Genomic DNA, 23,832 nt, shown 5'->3' on the forward strand with positions numbered 1-23,832 from the left:
CGAAAAAAATGTCCGATCCGATTGGGAAATAGCAGACAACGGTCTTGTGTATGAAACGTAGCGTATAAATAAACGCTAACTTTTCGGATTTAGCACGAGCCGAATTTTTTATTTTTATGTTTAATTTTCTTTTATAAATATAACCAAATAAAAAATTTGGCGTACTTTGTAAATATACAAAAACCTTTCGGAAAGCCTATAATAGCTATGTTTTATACACGTTGTTAGCCACTGGCTTTATTCCGCAAACTTGCTAGCGTTGGCGTGAAAACTCTTTTAAATTTGTGAGGCACGAGCAAACTTTAAATGTGCTTGCACTAGCGTTGGCTTTTACATTCCACTTATCAATTCCTTTGCTTTGTCCAATGTAAATGCTCCATTAACTTCTTTCTTGTCAAAAACCATAAAATATGAAAAGTCGTTTCCAGCTTGTCTTTCCCATTCGTTTCCGAGTCTGCACTTTCCTTCGCTGTCAGAACCGTCCAAATGGTCTCCTTTCGTTTCTATTAGTATTGTTTTTCCAGATTTTGTTTGCAAAATAAAGTCAGGATAATGATTGGCTTTAAATCCGTTTATAAAAAATCCTTTTCCTCTTTCTAAATTTCTATGCCAAAAAGCAATATTTGAAGAGGTTCCGATTTCCATTATAACTCTTTCCTCAAAATTATTCATTGTCCCTTCTTTTTCATACAATGAATTTCCGATTGAAGAACCAACATTTCCAGGAACAATTTCCTTTGCTAATTTCCAGTTTTCTTTTGCAGTTATTCGCTTTGATTTAATTAAATCCATAAATGTAGTTTCTGCATAAGCATCTGATAATTTTCTAATATGTGCCTTTATTTTGTCGGTATAACTCCATTTTCTAACTAAAATATCACGCATTTGTTCTGCGTTCATTCTGTTTAATATTCTACCAACATAGACTTTAATTTCTTGGTCTGGAATTGGATACATATTTCCAATAATCTGCATTATTTGATGCGTAATATCGCTGATTTGTGCATCCTTTGGTTTTGCCAAAATGTATTCTGCAATTGGGTCTTTCACTTGACTTTCTTCAATTTTTACCCAATCTGGCGTATAATTGTCTTTTACAGTTTCTGTTAAATCAACTTTGTATAAATCAGATGATATTTTGTCAAAGTCGATTTTTATATCTTCATCAGAAAGTTTGAAATCTTTCAATAAAGATTCTCTGTTTAACAATTCTTGGTCAGTTCCAAAAATGTCGCTTGCTATTACTTTTAAAAAAAATTGAGGAAAATCTATTTTATCAATAATTTCTTTATTTGCTTCTTTAACTCGATAGCGTTTAACTTTATCTCCCATTTCTTGAAAAATATTTTCGTCAACAGGTTGTTTTTCCTGTTCCTTTATTTGCTGTTCTAATTCATTATTTTCTTCTTTAGAAATTGATTCCATTTCTTTATTGAAAGGATTATTTTCAATTTCCTCTTCACTTGCATTTGGGTCGAAAGAAATACGCTTTTTATCAATTGTTTCTTCTTCCGTTTCTTTTTGTTGCTCTGGAAATAGAAAAGATTCAACAGGATTTACAACTTCTGTTTCCTTTTCTTCGTCTGTCATTTTATCTGAAACTCTGTGTTCATTTCCACTAAATCCCGATGCTTTTAAACCTTCAACAATACTTTGTAACGTGTCATTAAATTTTGCCGAAGCTGTTAACACATAAGAAAGGTTTAATTGAAACGCTTTATGTTTTTGAACGTAAGGTTGACGAAGTACACGACCTAAAATTTGCTCAACATCTACTGCACTCGATTTGTCAGCCAAAGAAGCTAAAATGTATGCAAAAGGACAATCCCAACCTTCTTTTAATGCGTTTATTGTTATGATGTAACGAACTTCACAATCTTTACTTTGTAAATCAGGAATGCTTTTAAGTTCATCAATATTCGCTGTCTTTATTTTAATTTGATTTTCTGAGATTCCTAAACCAAGTAATTGTTCTTTTAATTTCTCAAATGTCGTGTTGTCGTTTTTTGTTTTTGGCTGTGCTTGAAACAAAACAATTGGTCGAATATATTTTCCTCCATCAGCTTCTTCCTTTTTTGCAAGAATTTCCAATTTTCGTTGCAAATGCAAAGCATTGTTTATTACTTCTGTTTTATCGTGATTGTTGTAAACGATTACAGGAAGTTTAACCATATGTTCCTTTTTTAGCTCTATTGCAGGAACTAAACTCACAATATTACTATTGTCTTTTGGTGTTGCAGTTAAATCTAAAATGAAAGATGGATTTAAGTTTTTAAGCATATCTACGCTCAAATCACTTTCTGCATTGTGGCTTTCGTCAACAACTAAAACAGGATGTAAACTTCTAATTACATTGATTAAAGCTGTGTCGTCAACATCATCCAAAAGATGTTTTCTATTTGCGTATTGTGGAACAAAAGATTCTAACTGTCCGTTTTCTTGATATACTTTTCTGTCTTCTTTGTTTCTTGCTCTTAAACTGGCAAAACTTAAAACAAAAATATTTAATTGCTCTTTTACAACTGTTGGATTAAAATTTGATCCTTGTAGCAAATCTTCTTTTTGGTAAATCTCAACTTTGTGATTAAAAAGTGCATTTAGTTTTTGTCGGTATGGATGCTCTGGATTTGATAGAGCATTTACGGTTTGTTGTAATAAATTACTCCAAGGAACTAACCAAATAACAGCTTTTGTTTTACTTATGTCGTAAGCTGAGAAAATTGAATGCAAAGCATTTACAGCAATAAAAGTTTTTCCGCCAGCTGTTGGTACTTTTATACAAACGTGAGCTGATTTTGGAATGTTATTTTTGTACGGTTGCATTCCTGTATTATCGATAGGATTGTAAGGTCCAATTTTATCTTCCCAATATTGATTAAATGCAGTAGATACATTTTTATGCACTTGAACATATTTCAAATATTCTTCAAGATTGTTTATTACTTTTTGTTGGTAGCTTTTTAATTCCATAATTTAAAATCTTGTAATATCTCTTGGTATTTTTTTGAAAATGATGTTATTTTTCGCCATAAATTCTTTTGGTAACAAGCAGTTGTCTGCATAAATAACATATTGTTCTCCTTTGGTTTTTACAAGTTCTAAAGCATCAAAATCCAATGTTGTTAAATTATTTTTTTCGTAGATGAAGTAATAAGCCGAACCGTCTTTTTTGCCTAAAAAGTAATTCTTATCCTTTGTTTCTTTAAACTGTGTTCTTGTTTCAGAAAACCAAATATATTCTCGAATTTTTTCTATGTCTACTTGTTCGTTTAAATTGTGATTTTCATCAAAAAGAGGTAACCCCAATTCGTAAAAGTCAAATGCTCCATCAGTCCCCTCAACCCTTTTATTGCCTTTTCCGTAACCTTTCGTTACTAATTTAACTCTTTCAGAAGTAACGGAATTTGCGTAATCTTCCATCTCGACCAATATAAATTTTCTGTTTCCTCCATCTTGTTTATTAAGGTTTAAAACTGCGTGTGCAGTCGTACCTGAACCTGCAAATGAATCAAGTATTATTGAATCCTTATTATTATCAATTTCTAGAACATATTCAATCAACTCAATCGGCTTTGGGAAATTAAATTTAAAATTATTAGCCTTTATCCATTTAGTAGTAGTTTGTGTGTCAAAAAATAAAACAGATTTTGGTGTTTGATTTATATTATCGACTAGATGGTTTTTTAATTGAGGCATAACACTTTCATCTTTTCCAAATAAAATTTTATCCTCCTTTATTAATTCTAATATTTGTTCTTCATTTCTTCCCCATCCTCTAGTTCCAGTTTTACACGGTCTTTTAGTATCTGGATGTATGATGTCAAAAAATTTAGTACTATTTGGTGCGGTTAAGTCACTAGCTCGAAATGGGCCTTTTTTATCAACGTATAGATAATGGTCAAAATCAAAAAACCTTGGATATTTTGTTAATTGTCTTAATTCTTTTTTTATTTCATCTTGGGTTAAACTTGATTTAATTAATTGATTTGTACGTTTAACAAATTCGTCAACATTAGATTTCTTTACATTCCAGTTTGATTTAACTTGTGATATATTCTTTGCATAAATAAACATATACTCGTGTGTAACCGAAATGTATTTTGCATTATTTTTAGCAGAATTTGATTGAACAATTGATTCTGCAATAAAATTGTTTTTACCAAATATCTCATCACACAGAAGTTTTAAATTGGCTTGCTCATTATCATCAATCGAAATGAATATAACTCCATCAACTGCCAAAAGTTTATGTAATAACTGTAACCTTGGATACATCATACACAACCATTTGTCGTGTCTTGTTAAGTCTTCTCCATCTTTACCTACAACTTCTCCAAGCCATTTTTTTATTTTTGGATGATTAACATTATCGTTGTAAACCCAACTTTCATTCCCTGTGTTGTAAGGTGGGTCGATATATATACACTTTATTTTCCCTTCGTATTCTGGTAAAAGACTTTTTAAAGCTTCCAGATTATCTCCGTGAATTATTTTGTTTCCGCTGTGAGTTGGTTCTGTTTGTTCTCCTTCTTTAGCGGTAAAACCGTATTTGTGTTCCAAAACTCTATAAGGAACATTTTGATGATGACTTATAACTTTGTCTTTTCCTATCCAATTGAGTGTTGGCATATTATTGTTGGTCTTTATTAGATATTATTAATTCTTTCACGTCCACATCTAAAATATTGGCAATATCCATTAAGGTTTCCAATCTTGGTTGTTGTCTGTTTTGAGCATAAGCATTTACCATATTATAGCTTTTGCCTAGTTTTTCAGCCAACCAAGTTTGTTTAATTCCTTTCTGTTCCAATACTTCCTTAATTCGGTTCATTTCAGATGTTTTTTCAATCCACTAATTTACATTTATATCTCAAAAAATAGTGTATTAAATCAAAATATTTTCGGGTGGTGGTGGGAAAAGGCAAGCTCTTTTTATTTTGTGAGGCACGAGCAAAATAAAATGTGCTTGACTGTGCGGTGGCTTTTCAGAGCTTGTGGCTAACGTTTATGTATAAGAAACGTAGGGCAGTTGATAAGCACTTTCGTTTCGGTTTATTACTTAGCTAAATATAAAATATTACTTTTATCTTTTATACTATAAACGTCATATTTTATATTTAGCGGACTTTGTTAATATGCACAGAACATTCGGTTAAACACAAACGCCCTATGTTTTTTATACGGTGTTGTAGCCAGTTTTTATTTTATCACTATATCTTTTACATAATAATTATCAGTTATCAATTTTGACATAATAAAATTATTCCAATTATCACCTTCTAAAGGGGAAATCTCATATTCACTTAATTTATCAAAATACGGGTAATTGTCTGATTCTTTTATAAAAATCTCAACAATCAAATTATTTTTCAAACTATCCTTTTTTGTTATTATTTCAATAGGTTTCAAAATATCTTCCACTGTTATTGATTCACGAGGATTAAAGAATAATAAGATTGATTTAACTTTCATACTTTCCATTGCTGGTATTCCACATCCATTGCTTTTAAAATTAGATGGAGGGCATTCAGTCAAATCAATACCTTTTATATCACAATTCAAAACTCTAAAAATATAGTCAATTTTTTTACCTATTAATTCCGCTTTATTATTATTTATGTTCGTTTTAAGTTTTTCAAAGCAAGTATTTGATTCCGTTTGGGAAAAAATTTTTATAGTCAATAATAAAAATATAATTAATAGTTTCATCTTAAATTGGCTACAACGGTCTAGTATAAGAATAGTAGCGGATTAAAATGCACTAACTGTTCGGTTAAACACAGACCTTATTTAAATTTACTTACTTTTGTTTTAGCGATAAAACCGCTATTATTTTTATACATTGTTGTAAGCTGGCTTTCCACGTCCTGCTTGGTTTTCCGAAGTTTTATTACTTGTTCGGAAGTGTGCGTTGGCAAGACATACTCTTTTGCAATTTTTGGCGTAGCGTTAGCCGGTGCGAATTGCAAATGTGTATGGCTTTTAGCGTTGGCTTTTTGTTCTATTCATAAATAAACTTGCAATAAGTCCAATTCCGACAATCACGTCTACAATGTTCCACATTACCCTTCCAAGTGCTATTTTAAAAAACGGTTGAAAGAGTAATGCAAGCCCACCGTAAATGATCATTTCGGTATTCCTGTTTTCTTCATTCGCCTTATAAGTCAAAATTCCAAATCCGATTAATGCTACAAACCGAACAAATTGATAAAACCCATAAGGCATATCCAATAAACACAGAAAAAATAAAATCGCAAGGATTATTTTAATTATCGGCTGTAAACTCAATTTCATCTGTAAATTCTTCGTGTAAACCATAGTTTTGAAAGTCAATCAAGTATTTCATTTGTTTTGGAAATTGTGTAATAATTGTTTCCTCTGAAATACCTAATTTCGATTTTACCATTTGAAGAAATTTCACTTCGCTATCTTCAATTTTATTATCTGATTCAATAGTTCGAATTAAAACTTCAATTAATAAAAGCTCTTGCTTTTCGTTTAGATTTAATTGGTTTAACTCGTTCAGATATTCGTTAATTGCTTTCTTTCCGTTTTGTTTAATATAGCTTAAACTTGTTTTAAAAGGTTCTTCAATATCGTAACCCATAAAATAAATTTCGTTATCAGCCATATTCTTAATTTCTGCAATTTCAGACTCATCAATTGAACCATCACAAGCCATTACAGAAATAGCCGATTTTAATAACAAATTTTGAAATGCTTCTGTTTTCATAATCCAAATCCGATTTTAGTTGTTATATCTTCTTTAGAACCTCTTGGTAATAAATCAAGTAGTCCAAAGTTTATTTCTCTCAATCTATCCCAATTTTGGCTTTCGATAGCAAAATTACCTGCATCAACAAGACTTTTGGCTTGGGATTGGTCATTCATTTTTGATTGGTCACTTTGTAAATGAGCAAAAATTCCTTTTAGGAAGTCTGGTGTTCTCCATCTGATTTGACCTATAATACTATGTAGCTCATCCGATTTTTCTTGAATTTTCAAAGGGCTTTTAGTTGCCATAAAAGCACTTTCTTGAGAAACTATATCGTTAAATGTTTTACGTTCGTGGTCATTTCCCGAATTATCAATAAGTTCTTCACATTCCGCTTTAGTTTCGTAATAATGGTCGGTTGCTTTTTGAAGGCGTTTGTTTTTTGTTGCACTATCAATTTTTTGTGCAATTTTTCTTTTCTTATCTTCTAATTGGTACCGTTTGTCCGTTACGTCATCATCAGTAAGGCTTTCAGCTTCATCTTCAACAGCTTCCATTTCCTTTTTAACTTTAGATAAGGCACCTGCGGTTTCGTAATCTTCTTTTTCAGTAGCTAACTCAATTTCTTCATCAAGTTTGGATGATAATTCTGTTACTTGTCCTTTTAGTAGAGTAATGTTTGTGTCTCTTTCTTTTGGGTTGAATACATTTTTAAACTCTTGGTCAGACATATTTAAGTAACCTGAAACAGTAACGTCTCTACTTTCAGAAATCATAATTGTAATTTCAAGGTCAGAGCCTTTAGCAATATCTCTTGAAACTTGTTTGCCTGAAATTTCTATAACACCAATAAGTTTATTGGCTTCTGGCAATGATGTTTGTGGTCCTTCATAAACGTTTATCCAAAGTCTGTCAGATTCATTGCCTTTTAAAATTGGTTTGTTAATTGGAAAAGTTAAAGTTCTTTTTGTTGGAAGAACGGAATTACGTTCAAAAATTAAAGCTAATCTTGTATGACCTGGATTGTCGTAGTCATCAACTTCTAAACAAATATCTTCTGGAAGCGGTTGCCCACTTATTCCAAAGCCACTATTGATTCCAATAGGTTCAATATTAGTTTCAACAACATTGTTTTGGCTATCATAGACTGTCAATGTGAAAAAATTATATGTGTTTTCAACCAATGGTAAATCTTCGTTTATTCTTTCTGAAAGTTCTTTTAAACCTGAATCAAATCCACCATCTTGACGAACAATTTTATAAAATAGCCCTTCGGTATTCCCTTTTATTCTTGCAGCAAAAAGTTCGTCAGTTTCCTTTGAAGCTTTATTATAACTTGCTTTTATAGAAATTGCAGTTTGCTTTTTCTCTGCTTTATCCTTTGATACTTCTTTTTGTTTTGTTGCAGCATAATAAGCTGCTCCAACTGATACAGCAGTTGTTGGGTCAATTTCACAGTTTGCAGGTATTTGCAATACTTCTTCAACACGTTGTCTTACAAAAGGGATAAATGTAGAACCGCCAACCATCAAATTAAATTGAATATCATTTGATGTCAAAGAATTTCTGGTTAAAATGGTTTTTATCATTTCAATAGTACCATCTATAGATTCTTTGATTAGGTCGTTAAATTCGGATTTGGTAATCGTGATTTCCATATCAACTTCATTTCCTTCTTCATCTTCCATTCGCTCCACAATAATTTCTGCTGATGAAACTGCTGATAGTCTAATTTTAGCTTCTTCTGCTTGGTTTAAAAGCGAGTAATATTTAGCATTGTATTTTCCTGTTGCACTTTTCATCTGATTTTCCAAATCTTCAAAAGTGTATTGTTCTGAAATTTTGGGAATGATTAATTTTTCTACAATCAAACGGTCAAAATCTGAACCACCTAAAAAATTATCGCCTTCGTGGTCAACAACTTTCATTTCTCCATCTTTGATTCTGACTAAAGCAACATCAAAAGTTCCACCTCCTAAATCGTAAACAAGCCAATTACCGTCTGTAAGTTCTTTCGATTTTTTCATATTAGCATAAGCCAAACTTGCTGCAATAGGTTCTTGTAGTAGTACAACTTGCTTAAAACCTGCTTGTTTCCCTGCTTCTTTTGTTGCATTCGACTGAATTGAGTCAAAGGAAGCTGGAATTGTAATTACAACAGATTCCAATGTATCTCCTGTATTTACGAATGTTTTTAGCTCTTTTAGTACTTGTGCCGAAAGGTCAACTGGTGTTTTAGATTCGTTTAATGATTTTATTTGAAAACTTTCAGACGTTCCCATTTTACGTTTAAATAGACCTACAACATTTTTTGGGTCTCTTTCCAAATATTCTTTTGCTTTGTTGCCAACGACAATTCTGTCTTTTTTGTAATAAACAACTGATGGCAAAGTTGAGCGACCATAATCTAAAGGGTTATTGAAAACAATTACGTCTCCTTTTACAAATTTTGCAATGGCGGAATTGGTAGTTCCTAAATCTATTCCAATGTTAATTGTGTTTTCCATTCTATATTTTTATTTTTTTGATTCAACGACAACTACACCTTTTCGTGCAATTAAAGTGCTTCCGCCACTTTTGTATCGTATGATTGGTTTGATTACTTCTTTGATTATTAAATTTTCGGTTGAATTACCTGCGATACTCGCTTCTAAATCTAATCGAGTTTCATTGTAAGATTCTCCAATTGGATTATGATAAGTAAAACCTATTTCTGAACTTGTTGAACTTGAAAACAAATTTGTTTCAAATATATCTTTCATTTTATTCAGGTTTCTTGCTATACTATTCAATTCCTCAATATTTTCAAGTTTTCTTTCTATTTCAAAAAGTTGGTCTAATAACTCAAAATATGGTTTGTACTGTTTAAAATTTGGTTCTAACATTTATGTATTTTTTATGCACTTGGTTTGGAAAATGTCCAACCTCCTTTAATGCGTTCTATTAATAATGGGTGTCTCGATAATGTAGATTCTGAAGAGTCTTTTATTCCACCTTTTTTAACTTGGTTTCCTTCTATAACTTTACCGACAATCCAACCTGCAACAGCTCCAATAATTCCGCCAATAATAAAGTGTTCTCCTTCTGTTGCTCCACCAATAATTGCCCCTAAAATTAGCAATGCAAAAAAGACAAGATAATAGTTGTTACTTCCCTTTGAGTGAATTTCTTTGCAACTGCGACATCTTGGAATTGTTACATCTGAATATGAAAATTGAACTCTTCTTGGAATATAACTTCTACTTGTTTCTTTATAAATAGTAGTGTTAATTTCACAACCGTTATCAGGTGCGTTGGTTTCACAAAAATGGCAAACAAGAACACCTTTGTATTTTTTCTCTAATTCTTCAAGTTCGTTTTTGTCTTGTTGAAATTTTGATTTGGCAGATTCATTAACGTTAATTCTTAATGAATAATTAATTAAAGCCAAAGCATTCTTAATATCACTTTGTTTATTCCAACTCGCAATAGACATACTTCGAATAGAATAACCAATCTGCGTTCTAATTTCGTTAGCAAAAGAAGGCAAGTTGTTAAGTTCGTTTAAATCAAATGAAGATTTTACAAAAGATAAAGCATCATTTGCTTTTAATGTTTCATTTTCTACATCATCAACTTTGCTTTGAATTGCAATTAGAATTTTCGCCCATTCTTTAATTAATGGTGCATTCTTTTCTTGCTCAATTCTTTCTTCGTGTTTTTTCTTTACAATATTGTAGTTTTTTTCAAAAGTTGGTTTTGAAACACTTTCAATATTTAATTCGAGCAAATATTCTAAAAGTGAAAGAGGAACAGAAGTAGTATTAAATTCATTCCAAATATTCAGTTGCAAGAAATTTATCGATGCTGCGATTTTGTTTATTTGACTTTGGAAATATAAAGGCAGTTTATTGAGAAATTCACTCGGAAACCTTTTTTTTATAACCTTAATAACAGTATCAATGTCGTCATCTGTATAATCAGATTCTTCTTCCTTAATTTCCTTTGTTAGTTTATCGGTTTCCGCAATTCTTTGTTGAATTTCGTTGCCTAAACTCTTATAAGCTTTATTCAAATCCCTTTTAGAAATAAGATATTCGGCTCGAAGAGCCGAAGAAAATAATTCTAAATCCTTGTTTTGAAATGACTTTAATAATATGTGGTCAATTTTTGCTGAAAAGAAAGGACTTATGAAATCTACAAATTCTGGTAACTTGTAAATGCTCTCTTGTTTAAGACTGTTTAAAAGTTCGTTACTTCCATTTGCCAAAAATTTATTGAGTTCTATATTGGTCGATAAGTGCGAATAAAATTCGATTTTGTTTTTATCTTCTAATTCTTCTATCGCTCTTTCACAATCAGATTTTGTTAGTTTCTGTCCGTTGTATTCATAGAATCCGTTGTCGGATAAATCTATGTCGGCAAATAGTCTTCGCTTGGATTTTTTTATAATACTTGAATCTATTTCGTTGACTTCTTTGTCTTTTAGTTCAAGTATCTCAATAGGATTTATGTATATCATAAGTCTTTATCTTCTTTCAGTTACTATATAAAATTGCCAACTATAATTCATATTACTTTCCATATTCTCCGTTCCAATATTAGGAATCACTCCTGGTGCAGATGCTCGATAACTGTAAGTTCCTGGCGAAAGCGATATTGTTTGTTTTTCGTGTGGATTAAATGTAAATAATTTGGAATTTAGTTTTAGCGTTAGAGTTATATCCGTGTTGTTGTAGATTTCAATTTCAGGCTTATATGTTGTTGATTTACCACTTGGTGTAAATATTCCACTTTCATTTTTTTCGACAATATCTCCAAGCTTGATGTATGATTTATGGACATAACCCTCTTTGTTTGTTTCAATATCAATAATGTTGAGATAGTTATTTTCAGCATTAGTTGAAACTATAAATATTTGTGTTCCGGGTTTCAGAGATTTTACCACAGAATACTCTGTACTCGGTCCTTCTCTAAAATTTACCTGTTTGGTAATCCACCCAAGGTAGGATTGACTAAAACTAACCATACTTGTCAGTAGGAATAATGTAATAAGTAATGTTTTTTTCATTCGTTCTTTTTTTTTCAATTTTTCTTCGAGCGTTGGCAAAGAACAGCTCTTTTGGTTTTTTCAGCGTTGGCTTTTGTGTCGGCAAAAAACCAAATGTGCTGTTTGTGCGGCTGGTTTCAGCTTGCTTACAACGGTCTTGTGTATGATTTCGTTGCGTCTTTTAAGCACTAAAGTTAGCAAATAAATCACAGATAGAAAGTCCGCGAGGACTTTCGTAAGTAAGCTATAACTAGCAATGAATTATACACGTTGTTGTAAGTAGTGCTTTTCACGTTCTGCTTGGTTTTCCGATGTTTGTTATTTAGTTCAAATGTGAGCGTTGGCAAGACATACTCTTTTGCAATTTTGGGCTTGTGTGTTGGATGAAGCAAATTGCAAATGTGTATGGCTTTAAGCTTTGGCATTTTCTATTAATTCAATTTCATTTTCTGACAATCCGTACAATTCATAAACTTTTTGGTCAATTTCTTTGGTCATTTTATCAATTTCTGTTTTCAAAGATTGTGCTTTTACTTTTTGTTCATTAAAATACTGCATCCATTCAGCTTCTTCGCTCAATGAAAAGTTGCTAAATTCAATTTTATTCTCTTTTGCCACAATTTTTCTAACTTTCTCTAACTCCTTAAGAAATTCTCCAAAATTTAGTCTATCCCAATTTTTTAATTTCATTGGAAACTTTGAAATATTAAACTTATTAGAAAGTAAGTCAAGTAAGTTTGTCAAGATTGAATTGTAGCTAATATAGTTTGACCTTATTTTTGTTGTGAGTTCTATTATTTCTTTTTTTAGACCAATTTTAATTGGTAGTTTTTCTAAATATTTAGGCTTAATATTATAGTCGATATGAACATTTTTGAAATAGAAATTCATTAACGAAGAATTTAATATTCCTATTAAAAAATCAAGACTCTCATCATTACTCGAATTTTCTTCAATAAATGAAAAATTATTTAGAGGATAATATTTTCCCTCTTTATCTAAAGCTGAAATTATCCTAATTGGCATACTTAACTTTCGTATATATTGAACTAAAATTTTTGGGCGTTCAAATGAATTTTCTGAATAGCCTGCTAAATGATTTCCAAAATTCAGATAATGACCTTCCCAGTTAAGTTGAAACTTTTTTACAGTACTTGCAGAAGGTAAACAGTATTTCCAGTTATCGTCCAAGCTATCATTTGAGACATACTTTTTGTTATTACCTGTCTTAATACCATATCTTACATTGTAAAGAGTTTTAAGAGGAACAGAACCTTTTTTAATTTTAACCAAAAGAGATGCAACATTATTAGTTAAACTTAAATTAAATGGTGTGCTTTCAAATTTTAGCCAATCATTTGATTCAATCTGATAATTTTTAAAGATTGTATTATCAACTAAAAAAGATGGAATAATACCTTTGTTTAGTTTATAAGTTTGTATTACTTGATTTTCGGATTTCAAAGTGTTTTCCAATATGAAAACAGCTGGAACAATGTCAGGTGCGTCTTTAAAAATTCTTTTTTCCAACTCTATTAATTCGACAATTTTTTTGTTCAATAAATTGTCTCTCAATTTTGCATATTTATCAAGATAATACCAAGTATTTGGTGTGATGAAACCAAGAACACCATTCTCTTTGCATAACCTTGAAATTCCTAATTCGGTAAAATGAACATATGTTTCTATTTCTCCCTTATTGCACCAATAATTATTGTTAACAAAATCTTTTTGTGATTTTGGAATTTTAGCTCCCCAAGGTGGGTTTCCAATAATTACATCAAAACCTCCTTTTGAAAATATATTAGGAAATTCTTTTTGCCAATTAAAAGCCTTTTCTTCATCTACATTTTGGTCGTCAATTAAGCTATTCCCACATTTAATGTTACTATTTAAGGATGTCAATTTTCTACCCTTTTGTGCTGTTCTTAACCAAAGTGAAAGTTTAGCAATTTCAACACTTTCATCATTTATGTCAACTCCATAAATATTGTTTTCCAAAATTGAATTTTCAACTTCGCTTAATATCATTGCATCTCCAAAAAGTTTAGCTTGAAGTTCGTCAATGTATTGATGTTCTGCGATTAAAAATTCTAATGCTTGGTTTAAAAAGGCGCCACTTCCACAAGCTGGGTCACAAATTGTAATTTGTAATAACCATTTTCTATAATCTTCTAACTTTTTAGTGAGTTTTTTTAGTGTTGCTTTTTGTCTGCCTTTACGTTCTTTTTCATATTCGGCTTCTTGTATGTCGAGTTCAATTTTCTTTTCCTCACATAATTTTCCGATAGTATTATCAACTATATATTTTGTAATGTATTTTGGTGTGTAGAAAACACCATCTTTTTTTCGTTTTGTTTTGCTTTGAACAGTTTTTATTCCTTTTATTTCTGACTGAATTTCGTCAATATCGTTTAAAGAATGCTCAAAGATATGTCCAAGAATATTTACACTTACTTCACTTTCAAAATCGTAATTACTTAAATTAACTGTGTGTTTATAAAGTAGGTCATCGTTGATTTTGATATTGTCTAAAATCTTGTCAGGTGCGAACAAACCTCCATTATAAGCGAAAATGTCGTGCTGTTGTCCTTTGTATCCTGTATTCATATAACCGAAATATTTTAAAAAACGGTCGTACAAAGGAAAATACTCATCGTATTTGTCTTTTAAATCTGTCCATTGGTTTACAATTGAACGAATTGAATTTGGTGGAAGTAATAATCTATCTTCTGCAAAGAAGATGAATAAAAAACGGTCAAGTAACTTTTGGGTTTTTTTGAATAAAGTGAGTTTGTCGTATTGAGGATTTTCTTTTTGAATGCTATCAAATACTTCATTTCTGAAAGATGCGTAATCTTTATAAAGTGCTTCTGTAATTTTTTCCTCTTGAGTTAAAGATTCGTCTTTTATCTTTTTTGGAATGTCTTTTAAAAGATATTCAGACGAAAGGCAAAGCCAAAGTATTTCGAAACGTTCTTTTGTGAGTTGAAAAAGATTAAACTCTTCAAAATCTACTGCGTTGTCGATGTAAAAACGCAACTTCTCAAAGTTGGAAGTAATAACATAATTACAACCAGGTTGATTGTTTTTATAACCAAATGCTTGAGTTTCTACTTTGCTTAAATCGGTTGTGTTTGTTCCTTTTAATTCAATTACTGCAAGTGCTTTGTCGCCTTTTAGAATTGCTCCATCAGTCTTTTTTGAGCCTTTTATGTTTTTTAATTCCGTTGTGAGATTAAAATCAGGTGTTGGATTTTTAATGTATCCAAATACGTTTACAAAAAGGTCAATCAGAAACTCGCCTTGATATTGTTCCTCTTTTGAATTTCGAATATTTTCCTGAATTGCAGGATTGTGGAAATGTTTTGTAAATCTGTCGTAAGCAACATTAACTTTTTCGGACTCTAATCCCTTTAAATATTTGTTTAGAACAGAGTTCTGAAATAAGCTCATAAAATTTGAATCGTTTTTCTCAAAGTTAATATCATTTCGAGCGTTGGCAAGAAACAGCTCTTTTATTTTTTTTCAGTTTTGGCTTTTCGCATTGGCAAAAAAATAAATGTGCTGTTTGCGCGTTGGCTTTTTTAGTTCAAATGTTCAATTTTAGCACGATTTTCGCATTACTTACAACAATAGTATATAGAACATTATGTTCTATATATTACCAAATATAGGGGATATGTATGGTATGTTGTATAAATCTTTTATATGTTTTTGAATGATTTAATCTGAAAATAGAGAAGAATTCTGAATTTGTGTTCAAATTTATTCAACTTTAATTTCTCGGTAGGTTATATGTTATTAAAAAATAAACAAATTACCTGTAAATTGGTTAAATGCTGCTTAATCATAATGAAATCTACATTTAGCAATTAATATTTCACCGTCTTTATATTGATAAATAAGTCTATGTTCACTATCAATTCGGCGTGACCAAAAGCCTGCATATTTATGCTTGAGTGGCTCCGGTTTACCTACGCCATCAAAAGGATTTCTAGCAATGTCTTTTAATAGCTCATTTATTTTCTTAACCTTCTTCTTATCCGTTTTTTGCCAGTATAAGTAGTCTTCCCAAGACTCATCAACAAATGTAAACTTCATTTAATTATTTATTAAGTCCTTGCTGAAGCTATTGCCACTTTTAAGTTTTTCAATAGCGGAATCTAACCTTAATTCATTTTTTCGTGAAGATAATTCATGATTTGTGGCCATTAAAGCGTTGTATTCTTCTAAAGACATGACAACAATACCTGAGTCTTTGCCACGATTTATAATCAAAGTCTCGAAGTTTTTAACAACCTTGTCTAAATAGGTTTTTATATCTTTTCTAAAATCGGAAACTGTTGTTGTTATCATGATAATTTGTTTTATTAAGTACAAAATTATGTACAATTTATGGTATAAGCAAATAATTACCAAAGGGTACATTAAATATCAATGTGTTATTATATGGTATTAGTTCTTAAAGTCTTTAATTTCATTTTAAATTATAACTGGAATTAATCATCCAACGGATTCTTAATCGTTTTAAAAGCTTTTGTAGCCACATGCGTGTAAATTTCAGTGGTTTTAGTAGAGCTATGCCCGAGTAAAACCTGAATTTGTCTTAGGTCAACGCCGTCTTCCAATAAATGTGTAGCAAAACTATGCCGCAGCATGTGTGGAGACACTTTAATCGGGATTTTCGCCTTTTTTGCGGCATTCGCAACAACCTGTCCAATACTTTGTGCCGAGTACTGCTGGCCGTACAACCCCTCAATAAGGTAAGTTTTAGGGTGCCACTGTTTGTAATACTCACGTAAATCTTCTAGTACATTGTGTGATAATAATGTAAATCGATCTTTTTTTCCTTTAGCCGCGTTCACCCGAATCAACATGCGCGTGCTGTCAATATCAGAAATTTTTAAATTAAGCAATTCACTTCTACGCATTCCAGAAGAATACAACAAACTCACAATACATTTATGTTTTAGGTTATTGGTGTTTGCTATAATTTTTAAAACCGCTTCCTTTGAGAGTACCTGGGGTAATTTTTTCGCCTTTCTGGGGCGGTCAATTTTATAGAATCGATTAGGCATTCCTAACACAGATTCGTAGTAAAATTTAATACTATTTATCGCCATATTAATGTACGAATCAGATTTTCCTTTTTGAACCAAGTTTAAAATATAATCCCTCACATCGTTTTCATTGATGCTGTTTAGCGCCTTATCTGGATAGTAATTGATAAAATACTCAAAAGCCATCACATAAGATTTTACAGTGTTATTAGCATACTTTTTTATTTCTAGTTTATCCAAATAAGGGGTAGGGCACAATCGGTAATTTCTTGGAATCGCTCGATTTCTAAACCAAGTAATGTCCATGGGTTCAGCTTCCTCATTAATAGGTTTGTTGTCAAAAAAATAATGCGTGTTCACCCAAGCTACACCCTTAAATTTTTCAAAAACAAGATCTAAATTCGCTTTAGTATTTACAACATAAGCCATGCTAAATTCTTTGCTCCATTTAACATCAGGTAGCTCCCTGACCATAGCCTCTATAATTTTATCGCTAAAAAACTGAAGTCCAATTTGCTTTTTATCTTTAATCAACAAATGCTTCAATGTGATGCTTCTGCCTTCTTTCATGTCATATTTTTTTGGCAATCTAAGAGGAAATAAAACCATAAGAGTGGTTTATGTGAATAATATTGGTATATTATACTTTTATTTTGTGATTTATGAGATTTTATACCCATTGTCAGTATTGTAAAGCTGAATTAACCGGAAGAACCGATAAAAAATTCTGCGATGTGCAATGCAAAAGTGCTTACCAATACCAACAAGCCAAGATTCAGCCCGAACGCTTTTACAATAAAGTTGATAACCAACTTAAGCTGAACAGGAAGATTTTAAAAGAATTCAATAAAGGCGGAAAAGTAACCCTGCGCGCCGATTTACTAAAGGAAAAAGGCTTTAATCCTAATTTTTTCACCCATTATTGGAAAAATCAGAAAGGAGAAGTGTATCTTTTCGTTTACGAATATGGTTTCAGAAAAATTGAAGAAAATCATAAGAATAAATACCTTTTAATTCAATGGCAATCTTATATGGAACAGCCTAAATCATTATAATTTCCATGAAACATACTTATAAAATTCAAGGCATGTCCTGCAACGGTTGTCGATCTCATGTTGAAAAAACCTTATCGGAAGTCAAAGACGTTTCAAACGTAGTAGTCGATTTAGATAAAGCAGAAGCCAATATTGAATCAGAAAGCCATATTCCTTTAGAAGTTTTTCAGAAGGCTTTAAAGGATGACGGCGGGTGCTACAGCATTCATAATCAAAATGAAAAAAGCTGTTGCTCAAGCCATGAAAAAAAAGAGCACAAAGCAAAACCAAAAGGTAAAGGAACAGGTGTTTTTTACTGCCCCATGCATTGCGAAGGCGATAAAACCTATGACAAGGCTGGTGACTGTCCGGTTTGTGGTATGAATTTAGTTGAAGAACAAAACGTTATGGCAAGTTCAAGCAGTCAATGGACCTGCCCAATGCACCCCGAAGTTCTTGAGGATCAACCGGGGGATTGTCCCGTATGTGGCATGGATTTAGTGTCTATTGAACCTGAAATTTCTTCCGAAGAGAAAACCTATCAGAAGCTTCTAAAAAAGTTTAAAATAGCCCTCATTTTTACGCTTCCTATCTTTTTAATCGCCATGAGCGAAATGCTTCCCAATAATCCGCTATACCAAATTCTAGAGCAGAAATATTGGAATATCATTCAGTTTTTACTGTCTATTCCAGTGGTTTTTTATGCCACTTGGATGTTTTTTGAACGCGCCTTCAAAAGCATTAAAACGTGGAATCTCAATATGTTTACCCTTATCGGAATTGGTGCTGGGATCTCATGGTTATTCAGTGTTTTTGGCATGTTTTTTCCTGATATTTTTCCAGAACAGTTTAAAACGCAAAGCGGAGCGGTTCATGTGTATTTTGAAGCGGCCACCGTGATTTTAACCTTAGTTTTATTAGGACAACTATTGGAAGAACGAGCACACAGTAAAACCAACCAAGCCGTTAAAGAATTACTGAAGTTAGCACCAAACAAAGCTATTAAAGTTGTTAATGGTCAGGAAATTGAAGTGTCTATTGAAGCCATTGAAATAAACGATATTATAAAGGTAAAACCCGGTGGTAAAATTCCGGTTGACGGACAAATAACCGAGGGGGAAACCACCATCGATGAGTCTATGATTACCGGAGAGCCCATTCCGGTGAGTAAAACCACCCACGATAACGTAACCAGTGGTACCATAAACGGCAATCAAACCTTTTTAATGAAAGCCGAAAAAGTGGGTGCCGATACGTTACTTTCTCAGATTATTCAGCTAGTTAATGACGCTAGCCGAAGCCGAGCACCAATTCAAAAATTAGCCGATAAAGTTTCAGGATATTTTGTGCCTGTTGTGGTTTTTATTTCTATAATCACCTTTATTATTTGGACTATTTGGGGGCCAGAACCTGTTTATGTGTACGCCTTAGTCAACGCCATTGCCGTTTTAATAATTGCCTGTCCCTGTGCTTTGGGGCTAGCAACCCCTATGTCTGTTATGGTTGGTGTGGGTAAAGGCGCTCAAAATGGAGTGCTCATTAAAAATGCCGAAGCTTTAGAAAAAATGCATGAAGTAGATACCTTGATAATGGATAAAACAGGCACCATCACCGAGGGGAAACCTACTGTAGAAACCTTGAAAGCTTTTGACCCCGATTTTTCAGAAAATCATATCCTTAGGTATATTGTTTCTCTAAATACGAATAGCGAACATCCACTGGCTCAAGCCACCTTAAATTATGGCTATTCTCAAGACGTTAGCGTTTTAAAATCTGAAAATTTTAAGGCCGTTACCGGAAAAGGGGTAGAAGCAACCATTAAAAATCACAAAATTAGCTTAGGAAACCCTAAAATGATGGCCCACGCTCAGGCCAATTTAACTTCTGAAATGGAAGAAAAAGCTCTAAAATATCAAAAACAAGGCAAAACCGTGTCTTATTTAGCGGTCGATAAAGATGTGGTTGGCTTTGTAGTAATTGCCGATAAAATTAAAGTAAGTAGTGCTAAAGCCATTAAAACCCTCCAAGATAAAGGCGTAGATATCATCATGCTCACAGGTGATAATTTTAATACGGCACAAGCGGTGGCTCAAGAACTTCAAATAAAAACCTTTAAAGCCGAAATGTTACCCGCTAATAAACTGGACGAAGTTAAAAAGCTTCAAGACAACGGACATATAGTTGCCGTGGCTGGTGATGGTATTAATGATGCCCCTGCTTTAGCGCAAAGTAACGTGGGTATCGCCATGGGAACAGGCACAAATGTGGCTATTGAAAGCGCCATGATTACCCTTGTAAAAGGTGATTTACATGGCATTGTAAAGGCTAGAAATTTAAGTGACCAAGTGATGCGAAATATCAAACAGAATTTATTTTTCGCACTGGTTTACAATGCTGTTGGCGTGCCCATTGCCGCAGGTGTTCTATATCCGTTTTTCGGAATTTTATTGTCACCTATGATTGCCGCCTTGGCCATGAGTTTCAGTTCGGTTTCAGTGATTGCAAATGCCTTAAGATTACGGAAATCTAAATTAGATAATGCTTAAAACTATTCTGATTTTTTCGCTTTCGCGGAAGGCTTTATAACAATTCAATTTTGTAACGTCGCATTCCTAATTTGAAATATTTTTTGTTCAGATGAAATATGGGCGAAAAAGAAACAAATGATATGCGACCTTATATGGTTAAAATGTTATTACTGCTGCATCTTCAAATAATAGTCAACAGAATTTTTATCAGAACCGTACACTAAGAAGAATCCGCATACTAAAAGTGCTGAAATGGCTAAAAGCAAATTACCTATATGCATTTCACCAACGAAATTGATTAGAATGGCACCAATTAATACTGGTAGTTGCGCTATAATTGCCCATCGTGTTAGGAGTCCGAATGCAATTAAAACACCTCCAATAAGATGTACCGGCGCTACATAATGAAGCATGAGCATACTTCCTGCAAAATTTTGAACGGGCTCAAAAAGTTGGATGAGCATTTCTGTGTTTGACATGAAGTTTATGCCTTTAAAAAACAAAAACACGCCCAATCCCACACGAACCATATCTAAAGGAAGATAGGTGTGTGCATTTGCCCATTTGTTTAATGATTTTATCGTATCCATGACTAAAGTTGTTGATATTCAGTATATAAGATACGAAAAAATGAGCAATTTTTAAAATTAAACTTGTAGCACGCCTAGGTTGAAAGCTTTTTCAATAGGCGCGTGGTTGGCGGCTTCAACACCCATGCTAATCCACGTTCTGGTATCTAAAGGATTGATAATACCATCAGTCCAAATACGTGCAGCCGCATAATATGGTGACACTTGATTATCGTAGCGGTCTTTAATTTTGTTGAATAATTCAGCTTCTTTTTCTGGTGTAATTTTTTCTCCCGATTTTTCTAAGGAAGCTTTTTCAATTTGAAGCAATACTTTTGCTGCTGAATTTCCGCTCATTACGGCAAGCTCTGCACTTGGCCAAGATACAATCAACCTTGGATCATAAGCTTTTCCGCACATTGCGTAATTACCTGCTCCATAACTGTTTCCGATAATAATCGTAAACTTAGGTACCACCGAATTACTTACAGCATTTACCATTTTAGCACCATCTTTTATAATGCCGCTGTGCTCACTTTTACTGCCTACCATAAAGCCGGTAACATCTTGTAAAAACACCAACGGAATTTTCTTTTGGTTGCAATTGGCAATAAAACGCGTGGCTTTATCGGCGCTGTCATTATAAATAACACCCCCAAATTGCATTTCACCTTTTTTAGTTTTTACAAGTTTTCGCTGATTGGCAACAATTCCAACGGCCCAACCATCAATTCTAGCATAGCAGGTGATGAGTGTTTGTCCGTAACCCGCTTTATATTCATCAAATTCTGAGTTATCCACAAGGCGTTTAATCACCTCATACATATCGTATTGGTCTGCTCTAGATTTCGGAATAATACCAAATAATTCTTCAGGGTTTTCTGCAGGTTTTTGTGGTTCTATGCGATTGAACCCTGCTTTATCATAATCACCAATTTTGCCAACAATATTTTTAATAGTGTTTAAGGCATCTTGGTCGTCTTTCGCTTTATAATCGGTTACTCCAGAAATTTCACAATGGGTTGTGGCACCACCTAAAGTTTCGTTATCAATACTTTCGCCAATAGCGGCTTTTACCAAGTAACTTCCGGCAAGAAAAATACTTCCGGTTTTATCAACAATAATAGACTCATCGCTCATAATAGGTAGGTAGGCACCACCAGCCACACAGCTACCCATAACTGCAGCAATTTGTGTGATACCCATGCTACTCATGATGGCGTTATTTCTAAATATGCGCCCAAAATGCTCTTTGTCAGGGAAAATTTCATCTTGCATGGGTAGATACACTCCAGCAGAATCTACTAAATATATGATTGGAAGTTTGTTTTCAATGGCTATTTCTTGCGCACGAAGGTTCTTTTTGCCTGTAATAGGAAACCAGGCACCCGCTTTAACCGTAGCATCATTAGCCACAACAACACATTGCTTACCTTGAATGTAGCCTATTTTTACTACAACACCACCTGACGGGCAACCGCCGTGTTCTTGATACATGTCTTCACCGGCAAAGGCTGCGATTTCAATGGCATCAGCTTTGGCATCAAGCAGAAAATCAATGCGTTCTCTGGCCGTCATTTTACCTTTACTATGTAGTTTTTCAATACGGTTTTTTCCGCCACCTAAACTCACTTTTACTAAGCGGCGTTTAAGGTCTGATACTAAAAGTTTATTATAATCTTCGTTTTTGTTGAAGTTAAGGTCCATGCTTGTGTTGTTAATTAGCTGCTACAAAAATAGCCATTCTATGTTAATGTTTGAAAGTAAAACCGGCATCCTTAGCTGAATGTTTTTAACAAATGATAAGACAATATCTTTCAAAAGATTAAATCAATAAATAATACATGGTAATATATTCCTTGGTAAATAAATTATTTTCTCTTACTTTTGTCATATAAATAATTGAATATGAAAAATATAATAGCATTTGCTGGAAGTAATAGTAAGTCATCAATAAATAAACAGCTAGCTACTTATGCGGGAAGTTTATTAGATGGTGCCAACTTAAATATTTTAGATTTAAATGATTTTGAGTTACCACTTTTTGGTGTGGATTTAGAAGCGGAAGCGGGGATACCTGAAAAAGCACATGAATTTTTAGCCTTAATTAAGGAGTCTGATGGGATTATATTATCGCTAGCAGAGCATAACGGTGCTTATTCAACAGTTTTTAAGAATTTATTTGATTGGCTGTCTAGAATTGAAAGTAAGACCTTTTTTGGAAAGCCTATGCTACTTATGGCTGCTTCCCCAGGAGGTCGTGGTGGAAAATCGGTGTTAGAAATTGCGCAAGGGCGTTTTCCGTTTCATAATGCTCAAATTGTAGAAGTGTTCTCTTTCCCATTTTTCGGAGATAATTTTAAGGATGGTAAAATAACCGAAGCCGCTTTTAATGCTGAATTAATTAAAAAAGTAGCCACGTTTCAGAATAAAATTTAAGACATGGGAGATATTTCAAAGGATATAAATTCTAAGTTTCCGGATACAAAAGTCAAGGCTTTAATCAATATCATTTATACGGCGAATTGGATTAACAATAAGCAAAATGAATTTTTTAAACCTTTTGGTATCTCGCCTCAACAGTTTAATATTCTACGAATTTTACGTGGTGCTGGCGAAGCTATAAATGTTCAAACCATAAAAGCACGTATGTTAGAGCGCTCTCCCAATGCTACGAGGCTCATGGATAAATTGTGTGCCAAAGACCTAATAAATAGACTGCCCTGTCCTGGAGATCGGCGTGTTGTTCATATTGAAATTACCAAACAAGGGCTTGACTTATTAGAGGATATCGCAAAAGATTTTAATGAAGATTTATTAGAAAATTTAACTAAAGAAGAAGCGACGCAATTAAGTGATTTACTTGATAAAATTAGATAAAGTGTATCTAGTTT

The 23,832-nt window shown here is 32.8% G+C and carries 20 protein-coding genes; 4 read left to right on the forward strand and 16 right to left on the reverse strand.

The annotated features are described in order from the left end of the window. Window positions 1-330: 330 nt before the first annotated feature. The 14 genes from F6U93_RS03925 to xerA form a co-directional block, all read right to left on the reverse strand. Window positions 331-2,970, reverse strand: a complete 2,640-nt coding sequence (locus tag F6U93_RS03925) for a DEAD/DEAH box helicase (protein ID WP_150937043.1) — start codon at window positions 2,968-2,970, stop codon at window positions 331-333. Between the two features lie 3 nt (window positions 2,971-2,973). Further along, a complete protein-coding gene (locus F6U93_RS03930) occupies window positions 2,974-4,629 on the reverse strand; it encodes a site-specific DNA-methyltransferase (protein ID WP_150937046.1) in 1,656 nt (551 codons plus the stop codon). A 1-nt stretch (window position 4,630) separates the two neighbouring features. After that, complete coding sequence (locus tag F6U93_RS03935; RefSeq protein WP_150937047.1) at window positions 4,631-4,831, reverse strand: helix-turn-helix domain-containing protein; 201 nt, start codon at window positions 4,829-4,831, stop codon at window positions 4,631-4,633. A gap of 368 nt (window positions 4,832-5,199) precedes the next feature. After that, window positions 5,200-5,709 (reverse strand): hypothetical protein, encoded by a 510-nt coding sequence (locus tag F6U93_RS03940; protein WP_150937049.1) that lies wholly within the window; start codon window positions 5,707-5,709, stop codon window positions 5,200-5,202. 273 nt (window positions 5,710-5,982) lie between these two features. Then, entirely contained in the window at window positions 5,983-6,294 is a 312-nt protein-coding gene (locus F6U93_RS03945) for a DUF6804 family protein (RefSeq protein WP_150937051.1), read from the reverse strand. Beyond that, window positions 6,266-6,733, reverse strand: a complete 468-nt coding sequence (locus tag F6U93_RS03950; RefSeq protein ID WP_150937053.1) for a TerB family tellurite resistance protein — start codon at window positions 6,731-6,733, stop codon at window positions 6,266-6,268. The genes F6U93_RS03945 and F6U93_RS03950 overlap by 29 nt, the downstream gene beginning before the upstream one ends. Next, complete coding sequence (locus F6U93_RS03955) at window positions 6,730-9,222, reverse strand: Hsp70 family protein (protein WP_150937056.1); 2,493 nt, start codon at window positions 9,220-9,222, stop codon at window positions 6,730-6,732. The genes F6U93_RS03950 and F6U93_RS03955 overlap by 4 nt, the downstream gene beginning before the upstream one ends. Before the next feature lie 9 nt (window positions 9,223-9,231). Next, on the reverse strand, window positions 9,232-9,600 hold the full coding sequence (locus F6U93_RS03960) for a hypothetical protein (RefSeq protein WP_150937058.1): 369 nt from the start codon (window positions 9,598-9,600) through the stop codon (window positions 9,232-9,234). Between the two features lie 11 nt (window positions 9,601-9,611). Beyond that, window positions 9,612-11,216 carry a hypothetical protein gene (locus F6U93_RS03965; protein WP_150937060.1) on the reverse strand — a complete coding sequence of 535 codons (1,605 nt, stop codon included), beginning with the start codon at window positions 11,214-11,216 and terminating at the stop codon, window positions 9,612-9,614. A gap of 6 nt (window positions 11,217-11,222) precedes the next feature. Beyond that, a complete protein-coding gene (locus tag F6U93_RS03970; RefSeq protein ID WP_150937062.1) occupies window positions 11,223-11,765 on the reverse strand; it encodes an SH3 domain-containing protein in 543 nt (180 codons plus the stop codon). Between the two features lie 390 nt (window positions 11,766-12,155). After that, entirely contained in the window at window positions 12,156-15,200 is a 3,045-nt protein-coding gene (locus tag F6U93_RS03975) for an Eco57I restriction-modification methylase domain-containing protein (RefSeq protein WP_150937063.1), read from the reverse strand. A gap of 390 nt (window positions 15,201-15,590) precedes the next feature. Beyond that, window positions 15,591-15,848, reverse strand: a complete 258-nt coding sequence (locus F6U93_RS03980) for a Txe/YoeB family addiction module toxin (protein ID WP_150937066.1) — start codon at window positions 15,846-15,848, stop codon at window positions 15,591-15,593. Beyond that, window positions 15,849-16,103 carry a type II toxin-antitoxin system Phd/YefM family antitoxin gene (locus tag F6U93_RS03985; protein WP_150937068.1) on the reverse strand — a complete coding sequence of 85 codons (255 nt, stop codon included), beginning with the start codon at window positions 16,101-16,103 and terminating at the stop codon, window positions 15,849-15,851. 143 nt (window positions 16,104-16,246) lie between these two features. Next, window positions 16,247-17,377 carry a site-specific tyrosine recombinase/integron integrase gene (gene xerA / locus F6U93_RS03990; protein ID WP_150937070.1) on the reverse strand — a complete coding sequence of 377 codons (1,131 nt, stop codon included), beginning with the start codon at window positions 17,375-17,377 and terminating at the stop codon, window positions 16,247-16,249. 92 nt (window positions 17,378-17,469) lie between these two features. Between xerA and F6U93_RS03995 the strand changes: the two genes are divergently transcribed. Together F6U93_RS03995 and F6U93_RS04000 are read left to right on the forward strand one after the other, a co-directional pair. Beyond that, window positions 17,470-17,862 (forward strand): hypothetical protein, encoded by a 393-nt coding sequence (locus F6U93_RS03995; RefSeq protein WP_150937072.1) that lies wholly within the window; start codon window positions 17,470-17,472, stop codon window positions 17,860-17,862. 5 nt (window positions 17,863-17,867) lie between these two features. Next, entirely contained in the window at window positions 17,868-20,387 is a 2,520-nt protein-coding gene (locus F6U93_RS04000) for a heavy metal translocating P-type ATPase (RefSeq protein WP_150937074.1), read from the forward strand. A 149-nt stretch (window positions 20,388-20,536) separates the two neighbouring features. Here F6U93_RS04000 and F6U93_RS04005 read toward each other — a convergent pair whose 3' ends face one another. Together F6U93_RS04005 and F6U93_RS04010 are read right to left on the reverse strand one after the other, a co-directional pair. Beyond that, a complete protein-coding gene (locus F6U93_RS04005) occupies window positions 20,537-20,959 on the reverse strand; it encodes a DoxX family protein (protein ID WP_150937075.1) in 423 nt (140 codons plus the stop codon). A gap of 57 nt (window positions 20,960-21,016) precedes the next feature. After that, window positions 21,017-22,645: an acyl-CoA carboxylase subunit beta gene (locus F6U93_RS04010; protein WP_150937077.1), complete on the reverse strand. Its 1,629-nt coding sequence runs from the start codon at window positions 22,643-22,645 to the stop codon at window positions 21,017-21,019. 201 nt (window positions 22,646-22,846) lie between these two features. Between F6U93_RS04010 and F6U93_RS04015 the strand changes: the two genes are divergently transcribed. Next, the gene (locus F6U93_RS04015) at window positions 22,847-23,377 is read left to right on the forward strand and encodes an NADPH-dependent FMN reductase (RefSeq protein ID WP_150937079.1); all 531 of its coding nucleotides are present in this window, start codon (window positions 22,847-22,849) and stop codon (window positions 23,375-23,377) included. Window positions 23,378-23,380: 3 nt separating this feature from the next. Next, window positions 23,381-23,818, forward strand: a complete 438-nt coding sequence (locus F6U93_RS04020; protein ID WP_150937081.1) for a MarR family winged helix-turn-helix transcriptional regulator — start codon at window positions 23,381-23,383, stop codon at window positions 23,816-23,818. The last annotated feature ends 14 nt before the right edge of the window (window positions 23,819-23,832 follow it).

Source organism: Pseudotamlana haliotis, assembly GCF_008806375.1.
Taxonomy (GTDB): Bacteria; Bacteroidota; Bacteroidia; order Flavobacteriales; family Flavobacteriaceae; genus Pseudotamlana; species Pseudotamlana haliotis.

Bases quoted from the DNA above. Each gene is read 5' to 3' on its own strand.
- F6U93_RS03940 (WP_150937049.1), bottom strand. From the start codon at position 5,709: ATGAAACTATTAATTATATTTTTATTATTGACTATAAAAATTTTTTCC.
- F6U93_RS04000 (WP_150937074.1), top strand. From the start codon at position 17,868: ATGAAACATACTTATAAAATTCAAGGCATGTCCTGCAACGGTTGTCGA.
- F6U93_RS04005 (WP_150937075.1), bottom strand. From the start codon at position 20,959: ATGGATACGATAAAATCATTAAACAAATGGGCAAATGCACACACCTAT.
- F6U93_RS04010 (WP_150937077.1), bottom strand. From the start codon at position 22,645: ATGGACCTTAACTTCAACAAAAACGAAGATTATAATAAACTTTTAGTA.
- F6U93_RS03955 (WP_150937056.1), bottom strand. From the start codon at position 9,222: ATGGAAAACACAATTAACATTGGAATAGATTTAGGAACTACCAATTCC.
- F6U93_RS03925 (WP_150937043.1), bottom strand. From the start codon at position 2,970: ATGGAATTAAAAAGCTACCAACAAAAAGTAATAAACAATCTTGAAGAA.
- F6U93_RS03945 (WP_150937051.1), bottom strand. From the start codon at position 6,294: ATGAAATTGAGTTTACAGCCGATAATTAAAATAATCCTTGCGATTTTA.
- F6U93_RS03985 (WP_150937068.1), bottom strand. From the start codon at position 16,103: ATGATAACAACAACAGTTTCCGATTTTAGAAAAGATATAAAAACCTAT.
- F6U93_RS03995 (WP_150937072.1), top strand. From the start codon at position 17,470: ATGAGATTTTATACCCATTGTCAGTATTGTAAAGCTGAATTAACCGGA.
- F6U93_RS04020 (WP_150937081.1), top strand. From the start codon at position 23,381: ATGGGAGATATTTCAAAGGATATAAATTCTAAGTTTCCGGATACAAAA.
- F6U93_RS03980 (WP_150937066.1), bottom strand. From the start codon at position 15,848: ATGAAGTTTACATTTGTTGATGAGTCTTGGGAAGACTACTTATACTGG.
- F6U93_RS03950 (WP_150937053.1), bottom strand. From the start codon at position 6,733: ATGAAAACAGAAGCATTTCAAAATTTGTTATTAAAATCGGCTATTTCT.
- F6U93_RS03975 (WP_150937063.1), bottom strand. From the start codon at position 15,200: ATGAGCTTATTTCAGAACTCTGTTCTAAACAAATATTTAAAGGGATTA.
- F6U93_RS03935 (WP_150937047.1), bottom strand. From the start codon at position 4,831: ATGAACCGAATTAAGGAAGTATTGGAACAGAAAGGAATTAAACAAACT.
- xerA (WP_150937070.1), bottom strand. From the start codon at position 17,377: ATGAAAGAAGGCAGAAGCATCACATTGAAGCATTTGTTGATTAAAGAT.
- F6U93_RS03970 (WP_150937062.1), bottom strand. From the start codon at position 11,765: ATGAAAAAAACATTACTTATTACATTATTCCTACTGACAAGTATGGTT.
- F6U93_RS03930 (WP_150937046.1), bottom strand. From the start codon at position 4,629: ATGCCAACACTCAATTGGATAGGAAAAGACAAAGTTATAAGTCATCAT.
- F6U93_RS03965 (WP_150937060.1), bottom strand. From the start codon at position 11,216: ATGATATACATAAATCCTATTGAGATACTTGAACTAAAAGACAAAGAA.
- F6U93_RS03960 (WP_150937058.1), bottom strand. From the start codon at position 9,600: ATGTTAGAACCAAATTTTAAACAGTACAAACCATATTTTGAGTTATTA.
- F6U93_RS04015 (WP_150937079.1), top strand. From the start codon at position 22,847: ATGAAAAATATAATAGCATTTGCTGGAAGTAATAGTAAGTCATCAATA.